Here is a 19,689-nt window from a genome sequence, read left to right as displayed (position 1 = left end):
GCAATGTCATTTAATATGACTATAAAACTCCAATTAATTTTCAAAAGCAGGATGTGTTCATGACCACGCATGGTTCGTTCCGCGCACAGTTACGCCTCCCATTCAATCCGGAAAAGCAGTTGCTGGAGGCCTTCGCGGCAGGCGATGCAGGGGCGGTGGTGGAGGAAACCACGACGGGATGGCAGTTGCAGCATTCCCTCGGGCGCATCGCCCTAAAGCCGCAGTCTTCCAACATGGACATCCTGCTTGACGCCGAAGACCGAACGTCCCTCGCCTATCTTCAGCTCGGAATCACCCACCGCCTGCAATCCCTCGACAAAGATCTCGATCTTGACTGGCAGAGCGACAACACACCCGGCATGCTGCTTCCCTATTTTCGGGAAATGCGCGTCGTCTCCGCGGAAAACCTGACACCTTTCATGAAACGGGTCCGGCTTGCGGGGGAAAACCTTGCCCGTTTCGCACGTGGCGGCCTTCATATGCGGCTTCTGTTTCCTCCCGCCGGCACCGCCAGCCCTTCATGGCCCTGCATCGGAAAGAACGGTGAAGCGATCTGGCCCGACGACGAGAACAGGCCAGTCGCCCGCGTCTACACGATCAGGGCAATCGACGTGGACCGGGGGCATGTCGATGTCGATATGGTCCTCCATGAAGGCGATGCCTATCCGGGCGCTGGTTGGGCCGCGCAGGCGAAACCGGGCGACATTGTCGGCATGACGGGCCCCGGAGGCGGTGAGGCGCCCGAGGCGCACAGGCTGGTGCTCCTGGGCGACGAGACCGCCCTGCCGGCAATTGCCCGCATTCTGGAGGGGTTGTCCAGCCAGACGAAAGCAATCGTTCGCGTGGAGGTCGCCAATCATTCCGAAACCCAGCCCCTGGCGACACGCGCGGAACTCGATCTCGAATGGCTGGTGCGCGATGACCGGGCAGCCGGCAGCACGACGCTTCTGGAAGAAGCGGCAAAGGCGTTGCCCATCAAAGGTGACGACCCTGACCTCTTTGTCTGGGCCGGATGCGAGTTCTCCGCCTTCAAGGCCATACGCGGCCATCTGCGCAAATCGCTACGGCTGCCGAACGCGCAGCATCTGGTTGTGTCCTACTGGCGGTGCGGTGTGGCTGGTGTGCATTGAGCCGCAACCGAAAGCAGAGGGAAACCGTCCGGAGGAACGGTTTTAAGTTGACTCGTATTATCATGTAAAAATATATAGCACCGCTATTTAAAATCGCGGATGAGATCAGATATGCGCAGGTCCAGTTCCTCTTTACCCACCAGCCGTCTGGCGGCAGCACTGCTTTTGTCAACGGCGCCCATATTCACTGCACATGCACAGGACAGTGCGGAGAAAAGCACCACTTTGGAGCGTCTTGTGGTCGAGAGTGACAGCATCTCCGCTTCACCCGTGGGGCCAGATGACGGGTTCGTGGCAGAGAACAGCGCCACAGCCACCAAAACGAACACGCCGATTGACCGCGTGCCGCAGTCGATCTCGGTTGTCACCCGCGACCAGATGGACATGCAGGGTGCCGACAGCGTCGGCGCGGCGGTGCGTTATACGCCCGGCATCCGCAGCGAAGCCTATGGTGCCGACACGCGCTATGACTGGTTCTTCATGCGCGGGTTCTCGGCCCAGGCCCGCGGTCTCTATCTGGACGGCCTGCAGCTGCGCTCGCAGGCTTTCGCCAATTTCCGCGTTGAGCCCTACGGCCTCGAGCGCCAGGAAGTGTTGCTCGGACCGAGCTCCGCGCTGTTCGGGGCGGGAAGCCCTGGCGGGCTCATCAATCTGATTTCCAAGCGCCCGCAGGAAAACACGTTCTATCGCGCGTCGGTCGCGGGCGGCTGGCCAAAAAAAGGAGAGGTTGCCCTCGACCTCAACGCCGCCCTGCCCGGCCACGACGGCGTTTATGCCCGCTTCACTGCGCTCGGCCGCCTTGGCGAAACGCAGGTCGATCATGTCGACGACAACCGGCTCTATCTCGCCCCTTCCATAACCTTCAAACCGCAGGCGGGAACCGAACTCACCATCATGGGCAAGTTCCAGATGGACCGCACCGGCACGGTGACGAGCTTTCTGCCTTACGATGCGACCGTGCGCCCGGCTTCCTTCGGGCGCATTCCGACCGACTTCTTCAGCGCCGACACGAATTTCGACCGTTACGACCGCAATCAGATGATGCTCGGCTACGAGTTCGAGCACGAATTCGAGAACGGCCTGAAATTCTCGCAGGATTCGCGCTATTCCTACATTTCAACCGAATACGAAACGCTCTATGGCGTGGGCCTCGTGAGCAGCTACCTGCCGGGTTACCCCGACAATCTGCTCGCCCGCCAGGCACTTGCCACGGATGACAGCATCGGTGCCTTCCAGACCGACAACCGCATCGAAAAAACACTCGACACGGGCCCGGTAAGTCACCAGCTTCTGGCCGGCCTGGACTATCGCTACGAGGTCTTCGACAACCGCGCCGGTTATGGCGACGATCCGAGCGGAAATTTTTACATTATCGACATTCTCAATCCCGTTTACGGGATCAACGTCCAAAGACCCGCCTACTCGACGGATTCGACCACGCGCTCGCACCGCATCGGCCTCTACGTGCAGGACCAGATTGCGCTGACCGACCGCCTCGATGTGACGGCGGGCCTGCGGCACGACTGGGTGTCGAGCCGGTTTGACAACCATCTGACGGGATCGCGCACCGACCGCGACGACACGGCGCTCACCGGCCGCATCGGTGCAAGCTATGAGGTGCTGCCGGGTCTGCGCCCCTATGCGAGCTATGCGACCTCGTTCGACCCGCTGTCCGGCACCGACATCAACGGCAATCCGTTCGACCCGGAAACCGCTGAGCAATATGAGGTCGGCGTTAAATATCAGGACCCACTCGACCGGTTCCGGCTGACCGCTGCCTGGTTCGACCTGACGCGCGAAAACGTTCTGACCAACGACCCGGCCAATCCGAACTTCAAGGTGCAGACCGGCGAGGTGCGCTCGCGCGGCATCGAACTGCAGGCGCAGGCAAACCTCGCCGAACGCTGGGACATCGTGGCCTCCTACACGAATTACGATCTGGAGATCACCCGTTCCAACAATGGCGATCAGGGCATGGTGCCGATCGGTGTCCCGCAGCAGATGGCCTCGCTGTGGGTCAACCATCGTTTCGGCGGGCAACTTGAGGGCCTGCGCGTCGGTGCGGGCGTGCGCTATGTGGGCAAATCCTACGCCAACGCCGCCAACACGCTGACCGTGCCTGATTATGTGGTTGCGGATGCGAGCATCGGCTACCGGTTCGACAAGACCGAGCTGTCGCTCAATGTGAGCAACCTCTTCGATAAGCACTATGTCGCCGCCTGCGCCGGCCAGAACGCCTGTTACTACGGCGACCGGCGCAATGTGAAAGCCAAACTGACCTTTGAATGGTGACCGGCGCGCCTGGGCGCGCTTTTCACCCAAACGCTGATGGAATGCCAATGAATGCACACAGTCTGACGGGATTTGAGGTTGAAAATCTGGAATTCCGGCCAAACGGCCGGGCCATTCTCAGCGACCTCAACGCTTCTTTCAATTGCGGGCGCATCTACGGCATCATCGGCCCCAACGGCGCGGGCAAGAGCACGCTGATGAAACTGCTCGCCCGCCACCTTCGGCCGACCTCGGGCAAGGTCCGTTTTGCCGGAGACGATGTAAATGGCTGGAACGGCCGCGCCTTTGCGCGCAAAGTTGCCTATCTGCCGCAGAGCCTGCCGACGGCCGAACACCAGACCGTGCGCGAACTCGTCGCGCTCGGTCGCTATCCCTGGCACGGTCCCTTTCGCAAGCTCTCAACCGAAGACCGGAACGCGGTCGATACCGCGCTCGATGAAACCGGCAGCCGCGAGCACGAAAACCGGCTGGTGGGTACACTTTCGGGCGGTGAGCGCCAGCGCGCGTGGATCGCAATGGTGCTGGCGCAGGCGCGCCACTTCCTGCTGCTCGACGAACCGACCTCCGCGCTCGATCTGGCGCATCAGGCACGCATTCTCGCCCTTCTGCGCGACATCGTTGACAGGCGCGGCATTGGCGTCGCTCTGATCGTTCATGATCTGAACATAGCCGCCCAGTTCTGCGACCGCATCCTGGCGCTGCGCGATGGCAGGCTGATCGCCAGTGACGCGCCCTCGCAGATCATGACACCGAAGATTCTGTCGGATCTCTACGATATCCCCATGGAGGTGTTCGCGCATCCGGCCGATGGCCGCCCGGTGGGATATATCGCGTCATGAGGCGTATCGTTCTCGCGCTTGCCCTGGCGCTCTCCGCGACAATGGGTGCCGGAGCCGGGGAAACCGGCAAGCCACGCCTCATCGCGCTCGACTGGGGTCTTGCCACCACGCTGCTCGGCATTGGGGTCGAGGTCAGCGGTGTGCCGGAGAAACCGGCCTTCCTCGACTGGGTTCAGGAGCCGGCGCCCGCCCCTTCCTCTCCAGATCTCGGCCTGCGCCTTGCACCCGACATGGAGCGGCTCGAAGAGGCAGACCCCGATTTCATTCTCATATCACCTCAGTTCGCCAGTATCGAAAAGCGCCTGGAAAGCATCGCTCCCGTGCGCTCTTTTGCAATCTTCACGCTGGAAAAGACGCCGCTGGCCAATGCACGCAGCGTTACACGCGCGCTTGGCGATCTCGCAGAAAATCCCGAAGGGGCGGAGGCCCTTATCGCCGACACCGACAGCGCAATTGCCGCCCTGCAGGAGAAAGCCGAGGCGCAAAGCAAGACCTGCGGGTTTCTCGTCGTCAATTTCGTTCGCGGCGGGACCGTTCGCGTCTTCGGTGAAGGGAGCCTTTACGGCGGGGTTCTGGAAGAAGCCGGCCTCGCCAATGGCTGGACCGGAGCGACAAATTTCTGGGGGTTCGCCACCGTTCCGGTCTCCGAGCTTCTCCACCACCCAGACGATGAACTCATCATCGTTTCACCCGTTCCCGTCGAGGTTCGCCAGATGCTCGAGGCGGGAGACGGCGTCCTTTCGACGGGGTTATTTGGAAAGATTCCCGCGCTCCGCAAGGGCCGATACACGATGATGCGGCCGGTGTGGTCGTTTGGCGGGCTGACCGAGGCACGCACCTTCGCGCGGGAACTTTCCGCAACAGACCTGCCGGACTGCAGCAATGACAATTCGTAAGAGCCGCCCCCTTCCCCTTTTGCTGGCGCTGGCGAGCCTGGTGCTGCTTTGCCTCTTCATCGCCGGGAACACGGCCGCAATCCGCGGTGAAGAATCGCTCACCGCGCTCATTTTCGGGCAGACGGAGAACCTCTCGGTTTCCATCGAATACTGGTATGCCTATCTGCCCCGGCTTTCCGTGGCCCTGCTTGCCGGTGCGGGGCTTGGCATCGCCGGTGCGGTGTTCCAGCAGATCCTCCAGAATCCGCTCGCCTCTCCTGCAACGCTCGGTGTGTCATCGGGTGCGCAGCTTGCACTGGCCTTGGCCCTTCTACTCGCCCCCGAACTGCACGCCGACCACCCTTTCCTTGTCGCGCTGGCCGGCTCCTTTCTGGCCTGGGGGCTCGTCAGCCTTCTCGTGGGCCGTCGTATGGACGATCCCGTCAGCCTCGTCCTGACAGGCATGGTCGTGAGTTTCACGGCGGGGGCCGTGACCACGTGCCTTTTGCTGCTCAAGAACCAGTATCTCACCAGCCTCTTCCTCTGGGGCTCGGGCGATCTGACCCAGTATGACTGGCAGGGCGTGCATTTTCTCCTGCCCAGGCTGGTGCTGGGCGCTGCCGCTCTCCTTCTTCTCAGCCGCCCTCTGGCACTGATGGGGCTCGGGCGGGAGAGCGCGCGTTCTTCCGGCCTTTCCACCGGTCTTTTCAGCTTTCTCGCTCTCGGGATTGCGATCTTTCTCGCATCGGCGGTGACGGCGACGGTCGGCCTGATCGCCTTTGTCGGTCTTGCAAGCCCGCATCTGGCAACGATGCTGGGCATGCGCAGGATCGGCCCGCGTCTGCTCACGGCAGGCTTCGTCGGTGCACTCCTTCTCGGCCTTGTTGATCAGGGCATGCAGTTCGGCCTGAGCGGCCTTGGCCGCTTTCTGCCCGCGGGCGCCCTGACCGGGATTCTCGGAGCGCCGCTGCTGCTCTACTTCCTGAAGCGCCTGCCGCCGGCCAGCGCATCCTCGGCCGGGGAAGTCCTGCCCGTTTCCGCCGGCCTTTCGGGTCGCGGCGAGCGCTACTTCCTTTTCCTTCTCATGACGATCCTCGCGCTGGCGATCCTGATTGCGCTCGGCCTGCCCTCGATAAGTTTCGAAACCATCATGGACTGGCGTGCCGCGCGCGTGTTCGCGGCAGCCCTTTCCGGCGCTGCGCTCGGCCTTGCCGGCTGTCTGGTTCAGCGCCTGCTTTCGAACCCGATGGCAAGCCCGGAGATCATCGGTGTTTCCACCGGTGCCGTCATGGGCGTGATCGTGGTCATGATCGCGCTCCCTGCCGCCACGGCCGGCATGCAGATGACCGGCGCCCTTTTCGGAGCGCTGGCAATCCTCCTCACAATCCTCGCCTATGCACGCAGGCACGATCTCGAGCCGCGCCGGCTCATTCTCGCCGGTATTGCCATCACCGCCTTTGCCGACGCACTTGTGCTGACGTTTCTGGCAACGGGCGACCCGCGCGGCAATTCTGTGCTGGCCTTCATGTCGGGGTCGACCTATCGCGTCGGCATGGGTGATCTGGCCCTGCCCGCCATCATGGCGATGGCAGGCGCTGGCATCGCGCTTTCAACGCTGCGCTGGCTTGATATTCTGACGCTTGGTGGCGCTGCGGGCCGTTCGCTCGGTCTGCCGCTGGGTTCTGCGCGTTTTTTCATCATCCTCGCAACCGCACTCCTGACAGCATCCGCCTGCCTGTTTCTGGGCCCGATCAGTTTCGTCGGACTGACGGCACCACACATTGCCCGCCTTTGCGGATTGCGCCGAACAAGGGTGCAACTGCCCGGAGCCGCCCTGACAGGCGCCATTCTGGTCGTCATGGCCGACTGGACCGGCCGCCAGATCTTCAGACCGTATGAACTCCCGGCGGGCTTGCTTTCGGTTCTCCTGGGAGCGCTGATCCTTGGCGTAATTCTGTGGCAACACGGAAAACGCGCGCAACCACACACCCGCGCCCAATCGGCTGCCTGAACGATCCTTGAAGAGATTTCCACCGACGGCAAGATCGCGTAGAGATTGACCTTTACGGATAAGGATGCGAGCCCGTTGGATCAACGTGACGTCAAATCGCTCGAAAGGCAGACCGCACTTGCGCTCGAGCGTCTCGCCATAAAACTCGGGCAATATCGCCCGGCCGAGGCGCGCGCCCACCGGCTGAGCAACCAGCAGGTCATCATCATGGCCGCGATTTTCGACAGGCCGGGATGCAATGTAAAAGCGATCACCGAAGAGACCGGCATGTTTCAATCAACGATCAGCCGCAGTCTGGAAGGGTTGATCGCGGGCGGACTCGTCCTGCGTGAACGCTCAAATCTCGATTCCCGCATGACGGAGCTCCACCTGAGCGAGACAGGAGGCGACATACTGAAGGCGGTGCGCGGCGAATGGCGCAGCCGCGTTTCCGCGTTCCTATCGGGCCTCCAGCCCGCCGACAGACGCGCCGCGGCAGCGGGCATTGAACTGCTCTCGAAGGAGCTGGACCTTCAGTAAGGAGCCCGCCAAACCGCGGGTCGCCGGTTTCATGCCTCGCCCGCAGCAATCGCGTCCAGCGCCCTGCGCTGCCGGTGCATCTCCAGAAAGACGCGATAATCCCGGTCGAGACGCTCCCGCGCGGCGGGGTCCGGTTTCCGCGCCCTGCCTTTCCGGGCCATGGCCACGCAGGCATCCCCCAGACTGTCGTAAAGCCCGGCAGCCGTGGCCGCCGCCATCCCGGTTCCCAGAAGCATCGCGTCTTCGGCTCCCGGCTCCACCACCGTGCAGCCGGCAGCGTCCGCGTAGAGCTCCATCAGGAGCGGGTTCTTCGTGTGCCCGCCCGTGACATGAAGCGTGTCGATCGCATAGCCCCGCTCGTTGAGCGCATCGAGGATGTGGCGGATACCGAAGGCGATGGCAATGGCGGTGCGCCAGTAGAGACGGCAAAGACTGTCGAAAGAGGCATCAAGCGTCAGGCCCGATATGACGCCAACCGCGTGGGGATCGGCCAGTGGCGAGCGATTGCCGTGAAAGTCCGGCAGGACATGCAGCCGGGCGGCGAGCTCGTATCCCTCGACGGCACGCATCTCCATGATGCGATCACAGATGCGCCTATGGGCTTGCGCGTTGGGTTCGCCGCCGGCGGCATGCCAGCGAATGATGTGATCAAGCAGCGCGCCTGAAACGGACTGGCCGCCCTCGCCAAGCCAGCAGCCGGGCAGCGCCGCGCCGAGATATGGCCCCCAGACGCCCGGCACCGGGCGCGCCTCGCGCGAAAAGGCCATGACGCAGCTCGATGTGCCGGCAATCAGCGCCATGTGCCGGTCGATGCTTTCGAGCTCGCCTGCAAAACCGCCCAGCACGCCCAGCGCCCCGCCATGGGCGTCGATCAGCCCGGCACCGACGCGGCACTCTTCCGTCAGGCCGAGGGCGTCGGCTGCCTCTGCGGTGAGCGGACCGAGGTCGGTGCCGATGGGGCTTGCGCGCTCGGGCAATTGCCCGCGCCCGGGCATGTCCGGAATGCCGACGGTTTCAAAGAAATCGCCCTGCCAGCCCGGTTCCTCATGGGCGAGGTAGGTCCATTTGCAGGTCAGTGTGCATTGCGAGCGCGCGAGGGAACCCGATGCCTTCCATGTGAGGAAATCGGCCAGATCGAAAAAATGGCCAGCCGCGTTCCAGCATGCTGGCAGATTGCGCTTCAGCCACATCAGCTTGGGCGTCTGCATCTCCGGCGACATGACGCCGCCGATATAATCAAGCACGCGATGGCCGGTTTCCGTGCACTCATCCGCTTCTGCCAGCGCACGATGATCGAGCCAGACCACCGTATCCCAGCGGGGTTCTCCATCCGGCGACACACTCACCTGTCCGCCATCGCGGCCACGCACCACCAGGGAGCATGTGGCATCGAAACTGATACCGGCAACGCTTTGCGGCGTGATGCCCGCGCGTTCCACCGCAGCGCGCACCGAGGAGCATACCGCATTCCAGATTTGTTCCGAATCCTGCTCGGCAAAATCAGCCGCCGGCTGGTTCATCCGGATCGGATGCTCCGCCCGCCCTAACAGTTTGCCTTTACGGTCAAGAACACCAGCGCGGGCACTGCCCGTGCCCACGTCCACCGCCACCACAAAATCACGCATCAATTCTCTCTGGACCTCCCCACCCGGACAAGGAGGTCCGGCAGTTGCCGCATCCTGTCAAAAAATGCCTCAGGTTCCAAGCACTCTCCGCACTGGAAACACCGCCAGGGGTAACCGGAAAAGCCGATAACAAGACCTGGCGTCATCAAAGGTCGTATTGACAGATCCGCTCCGGCAAAGAAACTTCGTAAAAGATCACCAACAGGCCCGGCAAGGGAAACGGCGTGGAGGACGCCAGCGGGGCATGGGAGGAAAACCATGGATGGACGTGGCCTGTCGTATCATGCTGACAGGGTTCTGGCGGCGGTGGACTCCGATGGCGCAGCCAAGTCGGCGCTTGTCGCTTCGTGGCAGCGTTCGTGCCGGCTGCACCGGCTCGACCCGGCCGAGCGGCGGGGGCCCGAGCGCATTTCCGATGCGGAACTGACCGCCGCCCGCGCGCGGCTGGAACCGCTTCTCCGCTCCGCGCAAACCCCGCTCGACCAGCTTTTTCTTGCCGTCGGCAGTTCCGGCTGCTGTGTGGTTCTCGCCGACCGGCAGGGCATCCTCATGGAGCGGCGCGGTACGCCGGGCGATGACGAAACCTTCCGCCAGTGGGGGCTTTGGACCGGCACGGTCTGGAGCGAGCAGAGCGAAGGCACCAACGGCATCGGCACCTGCCTTGTGGAGCGCCGCACGCTGACGATCCACCGCGACCAGCACTTCCACTCCCGCAACACGCTTCTCTCCTGCACCACCGCACCCGTCTACGATCATGAGGGCCATCTGGCGGGTGCGCTCGACGTTTCCTCCTGCCGGGCCGACCTGACCGAGGGTTTCGTCAGCCTCATCGCCACCGCGGCCGGCGACGCCGCCCGCCGCATCGAGGCGGAAGCGTTTCGCCTCGCCTATCCTCAGGCGCGCATCATGCTCCTGCCAGCGGCAGACCCCGCCGCTCTAATCGCGGTCGACAGCGACGATCTGGTGATCGGCGCAACCCGCACGGCCCGCGCGCTTCTGGGCCTCCCACCTGGCCCACTTGCCAATCCGCTGCCCGCGTGCGACGTGCTGGGCGGCCCGCAAGTCACGTCGCCCGGCCTTGCCGGGGCCGAGCGCGGCGCCCTCCAGCGCGCGCTTGTCAGCGCCGGCGGCAATGTTTCCGAGGCCGCCCGCCAGCTCGGCATTTCCCGCGCCACGATGCACCGCAAGATGGCCAGGCTCGGCGTCGGCCGCACCCATTGAAGCTTTCCGGGGAGACTTTCCGGGACGTTTTTTACGCCCAACCTGTCGCAGTTCTGAGACAGGTGGCGCATGCCCCCGCTCTTCCCCCTCTGCCGCACCGGAAAACCTGCGCCTAACCTTCCCTTCATGCCGCATGACGCGGTTTGAATTCGGGAGGATTTCATGAACAAGGTTGAATTCGCGCGTAGTGCCAAAGTGCCTTTCGCCAAACGCTACGACAATTTCATCGGCGGCACATGGGTCGCGCCGAAATCCGGGCGCTATTTCGAAAACACCTCGCCGGTCACCGGCCAGCCGCTGGGCGAAATCGCCCGCTCCGACGCAGCCGACGTGGAGCTGGCGCTCGACGCCGCCCACAAGGCCAAGGACGCCTGGGGCCGCACCAGCCCGGCCGAACGCGCCCTGATGCTCAACCGCATCGCCGACCGGATGGAAGAAAACCTCGAGCTTCTGGCGCGCGCGGAAACCTGGGACAATGGCAAGCCGATCCGCGAAACGACCGCAGCCGACCTACCGCTCGCCATCGATCATTTCCGCTACTTTGCCGGCGTCCTTCGTAGCCAGGAAGGCTCCATCTCGCAGATCGACGATGACACGGTCGCCTATCATTTCCATGAGCCGCTGGGCGTGGTCGGCCAGATCATCCCGTGGAACTTCCCGCTTCTCATGGCCTGCTGGAAGCTCGCGCCCGCGCTCGCCGCCGGCAATTGCGTGGTGCTGAAGCCCGCCGAGCAGACCCCGGCCTCGATCATGCTGTGGGCGGACCTCATCGGCGACATCCTGCCGGAAGGCGTTCTGAACATCGTCAACGGTTTCGGCCTTGAAGCCGGCAAACCGCTCGCATCCTCCAACCGCATCGCCAAGATCGCCTTCACCGGCGAAACGACGACCGGCCGGCTCATCATGCAGTATGCCAGCCAGAACCTGATCCCGGTCACGCTGGAGCTCGGCGGCAAGTCGCCCAACATCTTCTTCAAGGATGTCACCGCCGAGAACGACGACTTCTTCGACAAGGCCATTGAGGGCTTCGTCATGTTCGCGCTCAATCAGGGCGAGGTCTGCACCTGCCCGAGCCGCGCCCTCATCCATGAGGAGATCTATGACGCGTTCATGGAGCGCGCCCTGAAGCGCGTGGAGCAGATCGTTCAGGGCGACCCGCTCGACCCGGCCACCATGATCGGCGCGCAGGCATCCTCCGAGCAGCTTGAGAAGATCCTGAGCTATATCGACATCGGCAAACAGGAAGGCGCGGAAGTGCTGACCGGCGGCGAGCAGGCGCATCTGCCCGGCGATCTGGCCGGCGGCTATTACGTCAAGCCGACGGTCTTCAAGGGCCACAACAGGATGCGCGTCTTCCAGGAAGAAATTTTCGGCCCCGTCGTTTCGGTCACAACCTTCAAGGACGATGCCGAGGCCATGGAAATCGCCAATGACACGCTCTACGGCCTTGGCGCCGGCATCTGGAGCCGCGATGCCAACCGGCTCTATCGCTTCGGCCGCGGCATTCAGGCAGGCCGCGTGTGGACCAATTGCTACCACGCCTATCCGGCCCATGCGGCCTTCGGCGGCTACAAGCAGTCCGGTATCGGCCGCGAGACACACAAGATGATGCTCGATCACTACCAGCAGACCAAGAACATGCTGGTGAGCTACAGCCCCAAAAAACTGGGCTTCTTCTGAGTTCGGGCAATACGACGGTGTCTGACCGGTTCCCCGCCGATCAGGCGTTGCGAGATGCTTCTTCCCGTTTCGGGAAGAAGCTGCCCCGGCAGGCGGGAGGCTTTAGCCGCCAGCTTTCGGCCCCCCGCCTGCCATTCTCCGAGAGGGTTTGCGCATGTCCATAAACGACAAGGTTTCAGCAACGCCCGAAGCACGCGAGCTTCTTGCCGAGATCGTCGCCGATCACGGCCCCGTCCTCTTTCATCAGTCGGGCGGCTGCTGCGACGGCTCTTCGCCCATGTGCTACCCGCGCGGTGATTTCATCGTCGGCGATCAGGACGTGCTGCTTGGCCATATCGGCGAGACGCCGGTTTTCATCAGCGCATCGCAGTTCGAGGCGTGGAAACACACCGACCTGATCATCGACGTGGTGCCCGGGCGCGGCGGCATGTTTTCGCTCGACAACGGGCGCGAAAGACGCTTTCTCACCCGCTCGCGCGTCTGCGCCGCACCCGTTCGCGAATAGGCGCTATTCGGCGGCTTCCGAGTAGGAGGCCGGCAGATAGTTGAGCACCGGCCCGAGCCAGCGCTCCACCTCCGCCACGTCCATGCCCTTGCGCGCCGCATAGTCTTCCACCTGGTCGCGCTCGACCTTGGCAACGCCGAAATAATAGCTTTCGGGATGCGAAAGGTAGAGGCCCGAAACCGAGGAGCCCGGCCACATGGCCATGCTTTCGGTCAGTTCCACACCCGAATTTTTCTCCGCATCCAGAAGCCTGAACAGCGTCACCTTCTCGGTGTGGTCGGGCTGTGCCGGGTAGCCCGGAGCCGGACGGATACCGAGATAGGGTTCGGCGATCAGCTCTTCGGGCGAATAGCTTTCATCGCCCGCATAGCCCCAGAACTCCTTGCGCACCTTCTCATGCATGCGCTCGGCAAAGGCTTCCGCAAACCGGTCGGCCAGCGCCTTCACGAGGATCGAGTTGTAGTCGTCATTTGCCCGCTCGAAGCGCTCGGCAATCGCCACTTCCTCGATGCCCGCCGTTACCACGAACCCGCCGATCCAGTCCGGCTTGCCGCTGTCCACCGGCGCAACGAAGTCCGACAGGGCGACATTCGGCTTGCCGCCACGCTTGGTAAGCTGCTGGCGCAGGGTGAAGAAGGTCTCAAGCTCTTCTTCGCGGTTTTCATCCGTGAAGAGCCGCACATCGTCGCCAACCGCATTGGCCGGCCAGAAGCCCACCACCGCGCGCGGTGCGAACCACTTCTCGTCTATAATCTTCTTCAGCATGGCCTGCGCATCGGCAAAGAGCTGCCGCGCGGCCTCGCCCTGCTTCTCGTCCTCGAGAATCTTCGGGTAACGCCCCTTCAGTTCCCAGGTCTGGAAGAACGGCGTCCAGTCGATATAGCGCGCCAGTTCCTCAAGATCCCAGCTCTCGAACACTTTCGTGCCGGTGAAGGCGGGCTGCGGCGGTGTGTAATCCGCCCAGTCGATCCGGTGCGGGTTGGCGCGCGCCCTGGCGATCGGCAGACGCTGCTTCTCACGCTCGGAGCGCTCATGCGCTTCCGTGACCTTGCGATATTCCTCGCGCAGATTTGCAACAAAACCGTCACGCGCTTCCGGCGAAAGCAGGTTCGAGACCACGCCCACCGCACGGCTCGCATCGTTCACGTGAACCGCCTGTCCGCGATCGTAGCTCGGATGGATCTTCACCGCCGTGTGAACACGGCTGGTCGTCGCGCCACCGATCAGAAGCGGAATGTCGAACCCTTCGCGCTCCATTTCGGCCGCCACATGCACCATCTCGTCAAGCGAGGGGGTGATGAGGCCGGAAAGCCCGATAATGTCGACCTTCTCTTCGCGCGCGGTCTCAAGGATCTTCGCCGCCGGCACCATCACGCCAAGATCGATGATCTCGTAATTGTTGCAGGCCAGAACCACGCCGACAATGTTCTTGCCGATGTCGTGCACATCGCCTTTCACCGTGGCCATCAGGATCTTGCCGGCGCTCTCGCGCTCGCCGCCACCATTGGCACGTTTTTCTTCCTCCATATAGGGAAGAAGAACCGCCACGGCCTGCTTCATCACACGCGCCGATTTCACCACCTGCGGCAGGAACATCTTGCCCGAGCCGAACAGGTCGCCGACGACATTCATGCCAGCCATCAGCGGGCCCTCGATTACGTGGAGCGGACGCTCTGCCTTCTGCCGTGCTTCCTCGGTGTCGGCGTCGATATATTCGGTGATGCCGTTGACGAGCGCGTGCTCCAGCCGCTTTTCGACCGGCAGTTCGCGCCAGGAGAGATCCTTCTCCTTGGCCTCGCGCCCGCCAGTGCCGCGATAGCGTTCGGCGATCTCCAGCATGTGCTCCGTCGCCGTGCCGCCGGCCTTGGGTGCGCGGTTGAGCACCACATCCTCGCAGGCCTCACGCAGCTCCGGATCAATGGCGTCGTAGACGGCCAGCTGACCGGCATTGACGATGCCCATGTCCATGCCCGCCTGAATGGCGTGATAGAGGAACACCGCGTGCATTGCCTCGCGCACGGGCTCATTGCCACGGAACGAGAAGGAAAGGTTCGACACACCGCCCGAGATATGGACATGTGGCAGGGTGCGAATGATCTCGCGCGTCGCCTCGATGAAGTCGACGCCGTAATTGTCGTGCTCCTCGATACCGGTCGCGATCGCAAACACATTCGGATCGAAGATGATGTCTTCGGGAGCGACACCGGCCTTCTCGGTCAGAAGCTTGTAGGCGCGGGTACAGATTTCCACCTTGCGCGCCTCGGTGTCGGCCTGACCGGTTTCGTCAAAGGCCATCACGACCATCGCCGCACCATACATGCGGCACAGATTGGCCTGATGCAGGAACGCCTCCTCGCCTTCCTTGAGCGAGATGGAGTTGACCACGGCCTTGCCCTGAACGCATTTGAGGCCCGCTTCGATCACCTCCCATTTGGAGGAATCGATCATCACCGGCACCCGCGCGATATCGGGTTCCGCTGCCACCAGATTGAGGAACTCGATCATCGCCTTCTTGGAGTCGATCAGGCCCTCATCCATGTTGATGTCGATGATCTGCGCACCGCCTTCCACCTGGTTGCGCGCGACATCCAGAGCGGTCGCGTAATCACCCGCGGTGATGAGCTTGCGGAACTTCGCCGAGCCCGTGACATTGGTGCGCTCGCCCACATTGACGAAGGGAATGTCGTCGGTGAGCGTGAAGGGCTCCAGGCCCGAAAGACGCATCTGGGGCGCACGCTCGGGAATTTCGCGCGGCGGATGGTTCGCCACCGCATCGCGGATCGCGGCAATGTGCTCCGGCGTCGAGCCGCAGCAGCCGCCGACCACGTTGATCAGCCCCTCGCGCGCAAACTCCTCGACCTGCTCGGCCATCATCTCCGGGCTTTCGTCATACTGGCCGAAGGCGTTGGGAAGACCGGCGTTCGGATAGGCGCAGATCAGCGTGTCGGCCACGCCCGAAAGCTCCGCCAGGTGCGGGCGCATGGCCGCAGCGCCCAGCGCGCAGTTCAGACCGATGGTGACCGGCTTGGCGTGCCGCACCGAATGCCAGAACGCCGTCGGCGTCTGGCCGGAAAGCGTGCGGCCGGAAAGATCGGTGATCGTGCCGGAGATCATCACCGGCAGGCGCACTCCCCGCTCAGCGAAGATTTCCTCGCATGCGAAGATCGCCGCCTTGGCGTTCAGCGTGTCAAAGATGGTTTCGATCAGCACGATATCCGTGCCGCCGTCGAGCAGCCCGCGCAACTGCTCCCCATAAGCAATGCGCAGATCGTCGAAGGTCACGGCGCGGTAGCCGGGATTGTTCACATCCGGCGAAATGGAGGCGGTGCGGTTGGTCGGCCCGAGTGCGCCTGCCACGAAACGGCGCACACCATCCTTTTCTTCGGCGCGCTTGGCCGCACGGCGGGCAAGTCGCGCACCGTCGCGGTTCAGCTCATAGACCATGTCTTCCATGCCGTAATCGGCCTGGGCGATGGTCGTGGAGGAGAATGTGTTCGTCTCAAGAATGTCCGCACCCGCCATCGCATAGCGGAAATGCTCTTCCTCGATCGCCTTTGGCTGCGTCAGGTTGAGCAGGTCGTTGTTGCCCTGCTGGTGGCAGGCGCAGCCGGTGAAGCGGTCGCCTCGGAAATGATCCTCGTCGAAGCCGAGCCCCTGAATCTGCGTGCCCATCGCGCCGTCGAGGATGAGGATACGCTCGCGCGCTGCCTTGTGCAGCGCGGCGAAGATTTCCGATCCATCCGGCTTTTCGCCAACGGGGCCAAACAGTTCATCGATAGACGACATATGCGACGCTTTTCATCCTTGATACGACAATGGACCTGCATCACATAAAGATATCTTTATGTCAACATGCACGCGGCGTCATATCACGGTTCAGCGTTGCACCGGCGCGGGCCGAACATCCCTATTCGGTCCGCGCCACCGCCTCGAAACTCTCTTCCAGAACGCCGAGCAGGTGGTCCGCATTGGCTATGGAGAAGATCATCGAAGGGCGCATCTTCAGCACATTGTCATAGGGGCCTTCCGTGCCCATCAGCACACCGCGCGCCCGCGCTTCGTTGCAGATCGCGCGCGCCGTCGCCGTGGCAGGCACCTTGCTCTCGCGGTCTTCCACCAGCTCGATGCCGAGGAACAGGCCCATGCCGCGCACATCGCCGATCACGGGATAGCGATGCTGAAGCTCGATGAAGCCGGCCTTGAGATAGGCGCCGATGTCCGCCGCGTTCTCCCGCAGGCCATCGCGCTCGATCGTGTCGATCACCGCGAGACCCACCGCGCAGGAAACAGGGTTTCCGCCGAATGTGTTGAAATACTCCATCCCGTTGTGGAAGGATTCCGCGATCTCCCGACGCACCACCAAAGCGCCCATGGGATGACCATTGCCGATAGGCTTGCCCACCGTGGCGATGTCCGGCACCACGCCCTGCGTCTCGAATGCCCACCAGTGGCTGCCGATGCGGCCAAAGCCCACCTGCACCTCGTCGGCGATGCAGAGGCCGCCTGCCGCGCGCACCATGCGGTAGACCTCGTCGAGATAGCCTTCCGGCATGAACACCTGCCCGGCCACGCTCGGGATGGACTCGGCGATGAAGAAGCCCGGAGCCTCGCCCTTCGCCGCCATCGTGTCGATCTGCTCGGCAACACTTGCCGCAAACCGCTTCGCCAACTCCTCCTGCGGCCAGTCGGCCGGCGCGCGATAGGCGTCCGGCAGGTCGGCCACATGCACATGCAGCCTGGGGCCATGCCCGCCCTTGCGGCGGAACTTGTAAGGGCTGAGATCGATCAGCTCCTGCGTCGTGCCGTGATAGGACCAGTCGAGAACGATGGCGTTCTCCCGGCCCGTATGCGCCCGCATCATGCGCAGCGCCAGACTGTTTGCCTCCGAGCCCGAATTCACGAAGGCCGCAATGCCGAGTTCCTTCGGCATGGTCGCTGTCAGCCGCTCCGCATAGGCGACGATGTTGTCGTGCAGGTAGCGCGTGTTGGTGTTGAGCGTCGCCGCCTGTGTGGCGAGTGCCTCCACCACCGCCGGGTGGCAATGGCCCAGATGGCAGACATTGTTGAAACAGTCGAGATAGGCGCGACCCCGGTCGTCGATCAGCCACACGCCCTCGCCCTTCACGAACTTGATCGGCTCTTCATAGGAAATCGACAGGTTCGGTAGCAGCAGCGACTGGCGCTTCTTCACGATCTCGGCTTTGGAAAGCCGCCCCGCATCGACCGCCACAAGACCGGCAAAGTCGCTGGCGTCGGGGAAAAGCTCCCCCCACGTTTCCAGATAGCGCGTCTCGCCAACGCCCAGAATGTCGTCGGCGCTCATCGTCGTGTCGCAGGCGATCTGCAGATGCAGATGCGGCATCCAGCCGCCATTTTCCTTCGGCCCGCCCATATGGGCCAGAAAGGCGCCGGCCTCGACCCGGTCGCCCACCTTCAGCCGGTCTGCAACCTCATGGGCAAGATGCCCCCACAGCGACAGGAAGGCCGGGCCATCTTCCGGCTTATGCTCCAGCACCATGACCGCGCCATAGCCAAGCCGCGCGGCCTCGACGCCCACTTCCTTCACCGTGCCGGCAAGCGGCGCATAAAGCGCGGCTCCCGCCGGCAGGAAAAGATCAAGCCCCAGATGACGCGTGCGGCGCTCGCCGGCGATCAGGCGGGATTCGAAAATCTCGCTCGTATAGACGCCGCGCTCCTCGCCCCAAGGGCCAATGCCCAGAATGCGCGTCGCGTCGCCCACCGCGTCTTCCCAGAGCGCCTGCGCCTCGTCCGGCCGCTCTTCAGCCGAGGCGATGGCAATTGGGTCGCTCCGGTCGCCAAGCGGCACATGGGCTGTCGGATAGCTCGCAGCCGGCCGCGAAAGCACCGGCGCGAAATTGCGGCGATTCTCCGCCAGCCAGCTTTTCACCCTGCGCGAACCCGCCATGGCCTCGAAACCGCAGGCATTGCGCAGGATGGCGGTGGCGAAACGCGGGTCCATGGCACCAAGCCGGCGCAGCAGCTCCCAGGCAGGCTTCTCGCTGACAGCAAGATAGGGATTGTCGGCCACTTCCGACTGGCGGCTGGCTGAGATCGTCACCGAGGTGACAAGCCGCATGGCAACGAGATCGAACAGGAGGTCGACCTCTTCTTCACGCAACGGATATTGCGCATGAAAACCCGCCGCCAGCGCACCGATGGCCCCCAGCGGATCGTCGCAGTCGAGCGCGCCATAGGCCCCGGCAATGGCCACCTCGCAGATCAGCGCGCTGTAAAGCGCATCGCCGAAATCGATCAGGCCGCAGATCTTCTCGGGATCCGCCGGATCGACCAGCACGTTCCAGTCATTGGCGTCATTGTGGATCACCCCGCCGCGCAGGCGCGAAAGCCGAGGCAGCACATCGGCCTCAAACCGCGCGATGAAACGCTCCGCAAGCGCCCGGTCATCCGCATCGCGGATATGGTCCAGCCGCGCGCGGCTGTTGCCGGCAAGGCGCAGATCCCAATCAAGCGCCCGCACGGCGCCGGGATGCATGAAGCCGGAAAGCGCGTTGTTGAACCGGCCAAGCAATTCGCCGAGGCTTTCCATGGCCGCTTCGCTGCGCGGCACTTCGGCAAGCGGCGTGCCCTCGATCCAGCTGACAAGCCGCAGCCGGTGCGTCGCACCGTTTGCGCCTTCGACAGACCCCAGCGCATCGCCCTTCAGCGTCGGAAGAAGCTGCGGCACCGGCAGGTCAGGCGCAGCGGATTGAATGTGCTTTAGAAGCGCTGTCTGGAAATCGCTCTCCTCGACCGGCTCCGCCGCATTGACGATCTTGAAGATGAACGCGCCTTCCGGCGTCTTCACCTTGAAATTCTGATCCCGTTCGCTTGCCAAAGCCGAGAACGCGCCGTCGATGCCATAGACATCTTTGAGGAGCCCTGCCGCCTCTTCCACAGAAAAGCGCGGAACCGTGTCGAGAATTGCGGTCATGCTGAACCCTCCCGCGTGCCGTTTCCGGCCTTTCATTCAT

Annotated in this window: 12 protein-coding genes; 9 read left to right on the top strand and 3 right to left on the bottom strand. The window is 63.2% G+C overall.

What is annotated here, in order from left to right:
• The first annotated feature begins 59 nt into the window (after window positions 1-59).
• From KUG85_RS07985 to KUG85_RS07960, 6 genes are all read left to right on the top strand, one after another.
• Window positions 60-1,130, top strand: a complete 1,071-nt coding sequence (locus tag KUG85_RS07985) for a siderophore-interacting protein (RefSeq protein WP_065816565.1) — start codon at window positions 60-62, stop codon at window positions 1,128-1,130.
• A gap of 111 nt (window positions 1,131-1,241) precedes the next feature.
• Window positions 1,242-3,422, top strand: a complete 2,181-nt coding sequence (locus KUG85_RS07980; RefSeq protein WP_255606303.1) for a TonB-dependent siderophore receptor — start codon at window positions 1,242-1,244, stop codon at window positions 3,420-3,422.
• 47 nt (window positions 3,423-3,469) lie between these two features.
• Window positions 3,470-4,261, top strand: coding sequence for an ABC transporter ATP-binding protein (locus KUG85_RS07975; protein ID WP_255606302.1), 792 nt, complete (start codon window positions 3,470-3,472; stop codon window positions 4,259-4,261).
• On the top strand, window positions 4,258-5,157 hold the full coding sequence (locus KUG85_RS07970) for an ABC transporter substrate-binding protein (protein ID WP_223004796.1): 900 nt from the start codon (window positions 4,258-4,260) through the stop codon (window positions 5,155-5,157). Before KUG85_RS07975 ends, KUG85_RS07970 begins: the two co-directional genes overlap by 4 nt.
• Window positions 5,144-7,147: a Fe(3+)-hydroxamate ABC transporter permease FhuB gene (fhuB, locus tag KUG85_RS07965; protein ID WP_223004795.1), complete on the top strand. Its 2,004-nt coding sequence runs from the start codon at window positions 5,144-5,146 to the stop codon at window positions 7,145-7,147. Before KUG85_RS07970 ends, fhuB begins: the two co-directional genes overlap by 14 nt.
• Before the next feature lie 75 nt (window positions 7,148-7,222).
• Window positions 7,223-7,666: a MarR family winged helix-turn-helix transcriptional regulator gene (locus tag KUG85_RS07960; protein WP_065816449.1), complete on the top strand. Its 444-nt coding sequence runs from the start codon at window positions 7,223-7,225 to the stop codon at window positions 7,664-7,666.
• 29 nt (window positions 7,667-7,695) lie between these two features.
• Here KUG85_RS07960 and KUG85_RS07955 read toward each other — a convergent pair whose 3' ends face one another.
• Window positions 7,696-9,291: an FGGY-family carbohydrate kinase gene (locus KUG85_RS07955; protein ID WP_223004794.1), complete on the bottom strand. Its 1,596-nt coding sequence runs from the start codon at window positions 9,289-9,291 to the stop codon at window positions 7,696-7,698.
• Window positions 9,292-9,549: 258 nt separating this feature from the next.
• Here KUG85_RS07955 and KUG85_RS07950 point away from each other — a divergent pair, with 258 nt between their 5' ends.
• From KUG85_RS07950 to KUG85_RS07940, 3 genes are all read left to right on the top strand, one after another.
• Window positions 9,550-10,512, top strand: a complete 963-nt coding sequence (locus KUG85_RS07950) for a helix-turn-helix domain-containing protein (protein WP_223004793.1) — start codon at window positions 9,550-9,552, stop codon at window positions 10,510-10,512.
• A gap of 162 nt (window positions 10,513-10,674) precedes the next feature.
• Window positions 10,675-12,192 carry an aldehyde dehydrogenase gene (gene adh / locus KUG85_RS07945; protein WP_223004792.1) on the top strand — a complete coding sequence of 506 codons (1,518 nt, stop codon included), beginning with the start codon at window positions 10,675-10,677 and terminating at the stop codon, window positions 12,190-12,192.
• Between the two features lie 160 nt (window positions 12,193-12,352).
• Window positions 12,353-12,697 carry a DUF779 domain-containing protein gene (locus KUG85_RS07940; RefSeq protein ID WP_407673659.1) on the top strand — a complete coding sequence of 115 codons (345 nt, stop codon included), beginning with the start codon at window positions 12,353-12,355 and terminating at the stop codon, window positions 12,695-12,697.
• A 3-nt stretch (window positions 12,698-12,700) separates the two neighbouring features.
• Here KUG85_RS07940 and metH read toward each other — a convergent pair whose 3' ends face one another.
• A complete protein-coding gene (metH, locus tag KUG85_RS07935; protein WP_223004790.1) occupies window positions 12,701-16,483 on the bottom strand; it encodes a methionine synthase in 3,783 nt (1,260 codons plus the stop codon).
• Between the two features lie 121 nt (window positions 16,484-16,604).
• On the bottom strand, window positions 16,605-19,649 hold the full coding sequence (locus KUG85_RS07930; RefSeq protein ID WP_223004789.1) for an aminotransferase class III-fold pyridoxal phosphate-dependent enzyme: 3,045 nt from the start codon (window positions 19,647-19,649) through the stop codon (window positions 16,605-16,607).
• Window positions 19,650-19,689 lie beyond the last annotated feature (40 nt).

Origin of the sequence: Nitratireductor rhodophyticola, from assembly GCF_019891355.1 — a bacterium.
Classification (GTDB): Bacteria; Pseudomonadota; Alphaproteobacteria; order Rhizobiales; family Rhizobiaceae; genus Nitratireductor; species Nitratireductor rhodophyticola.
This window is presented reverse-complemented; position numbering and strand designations above follow the sequence as displayed.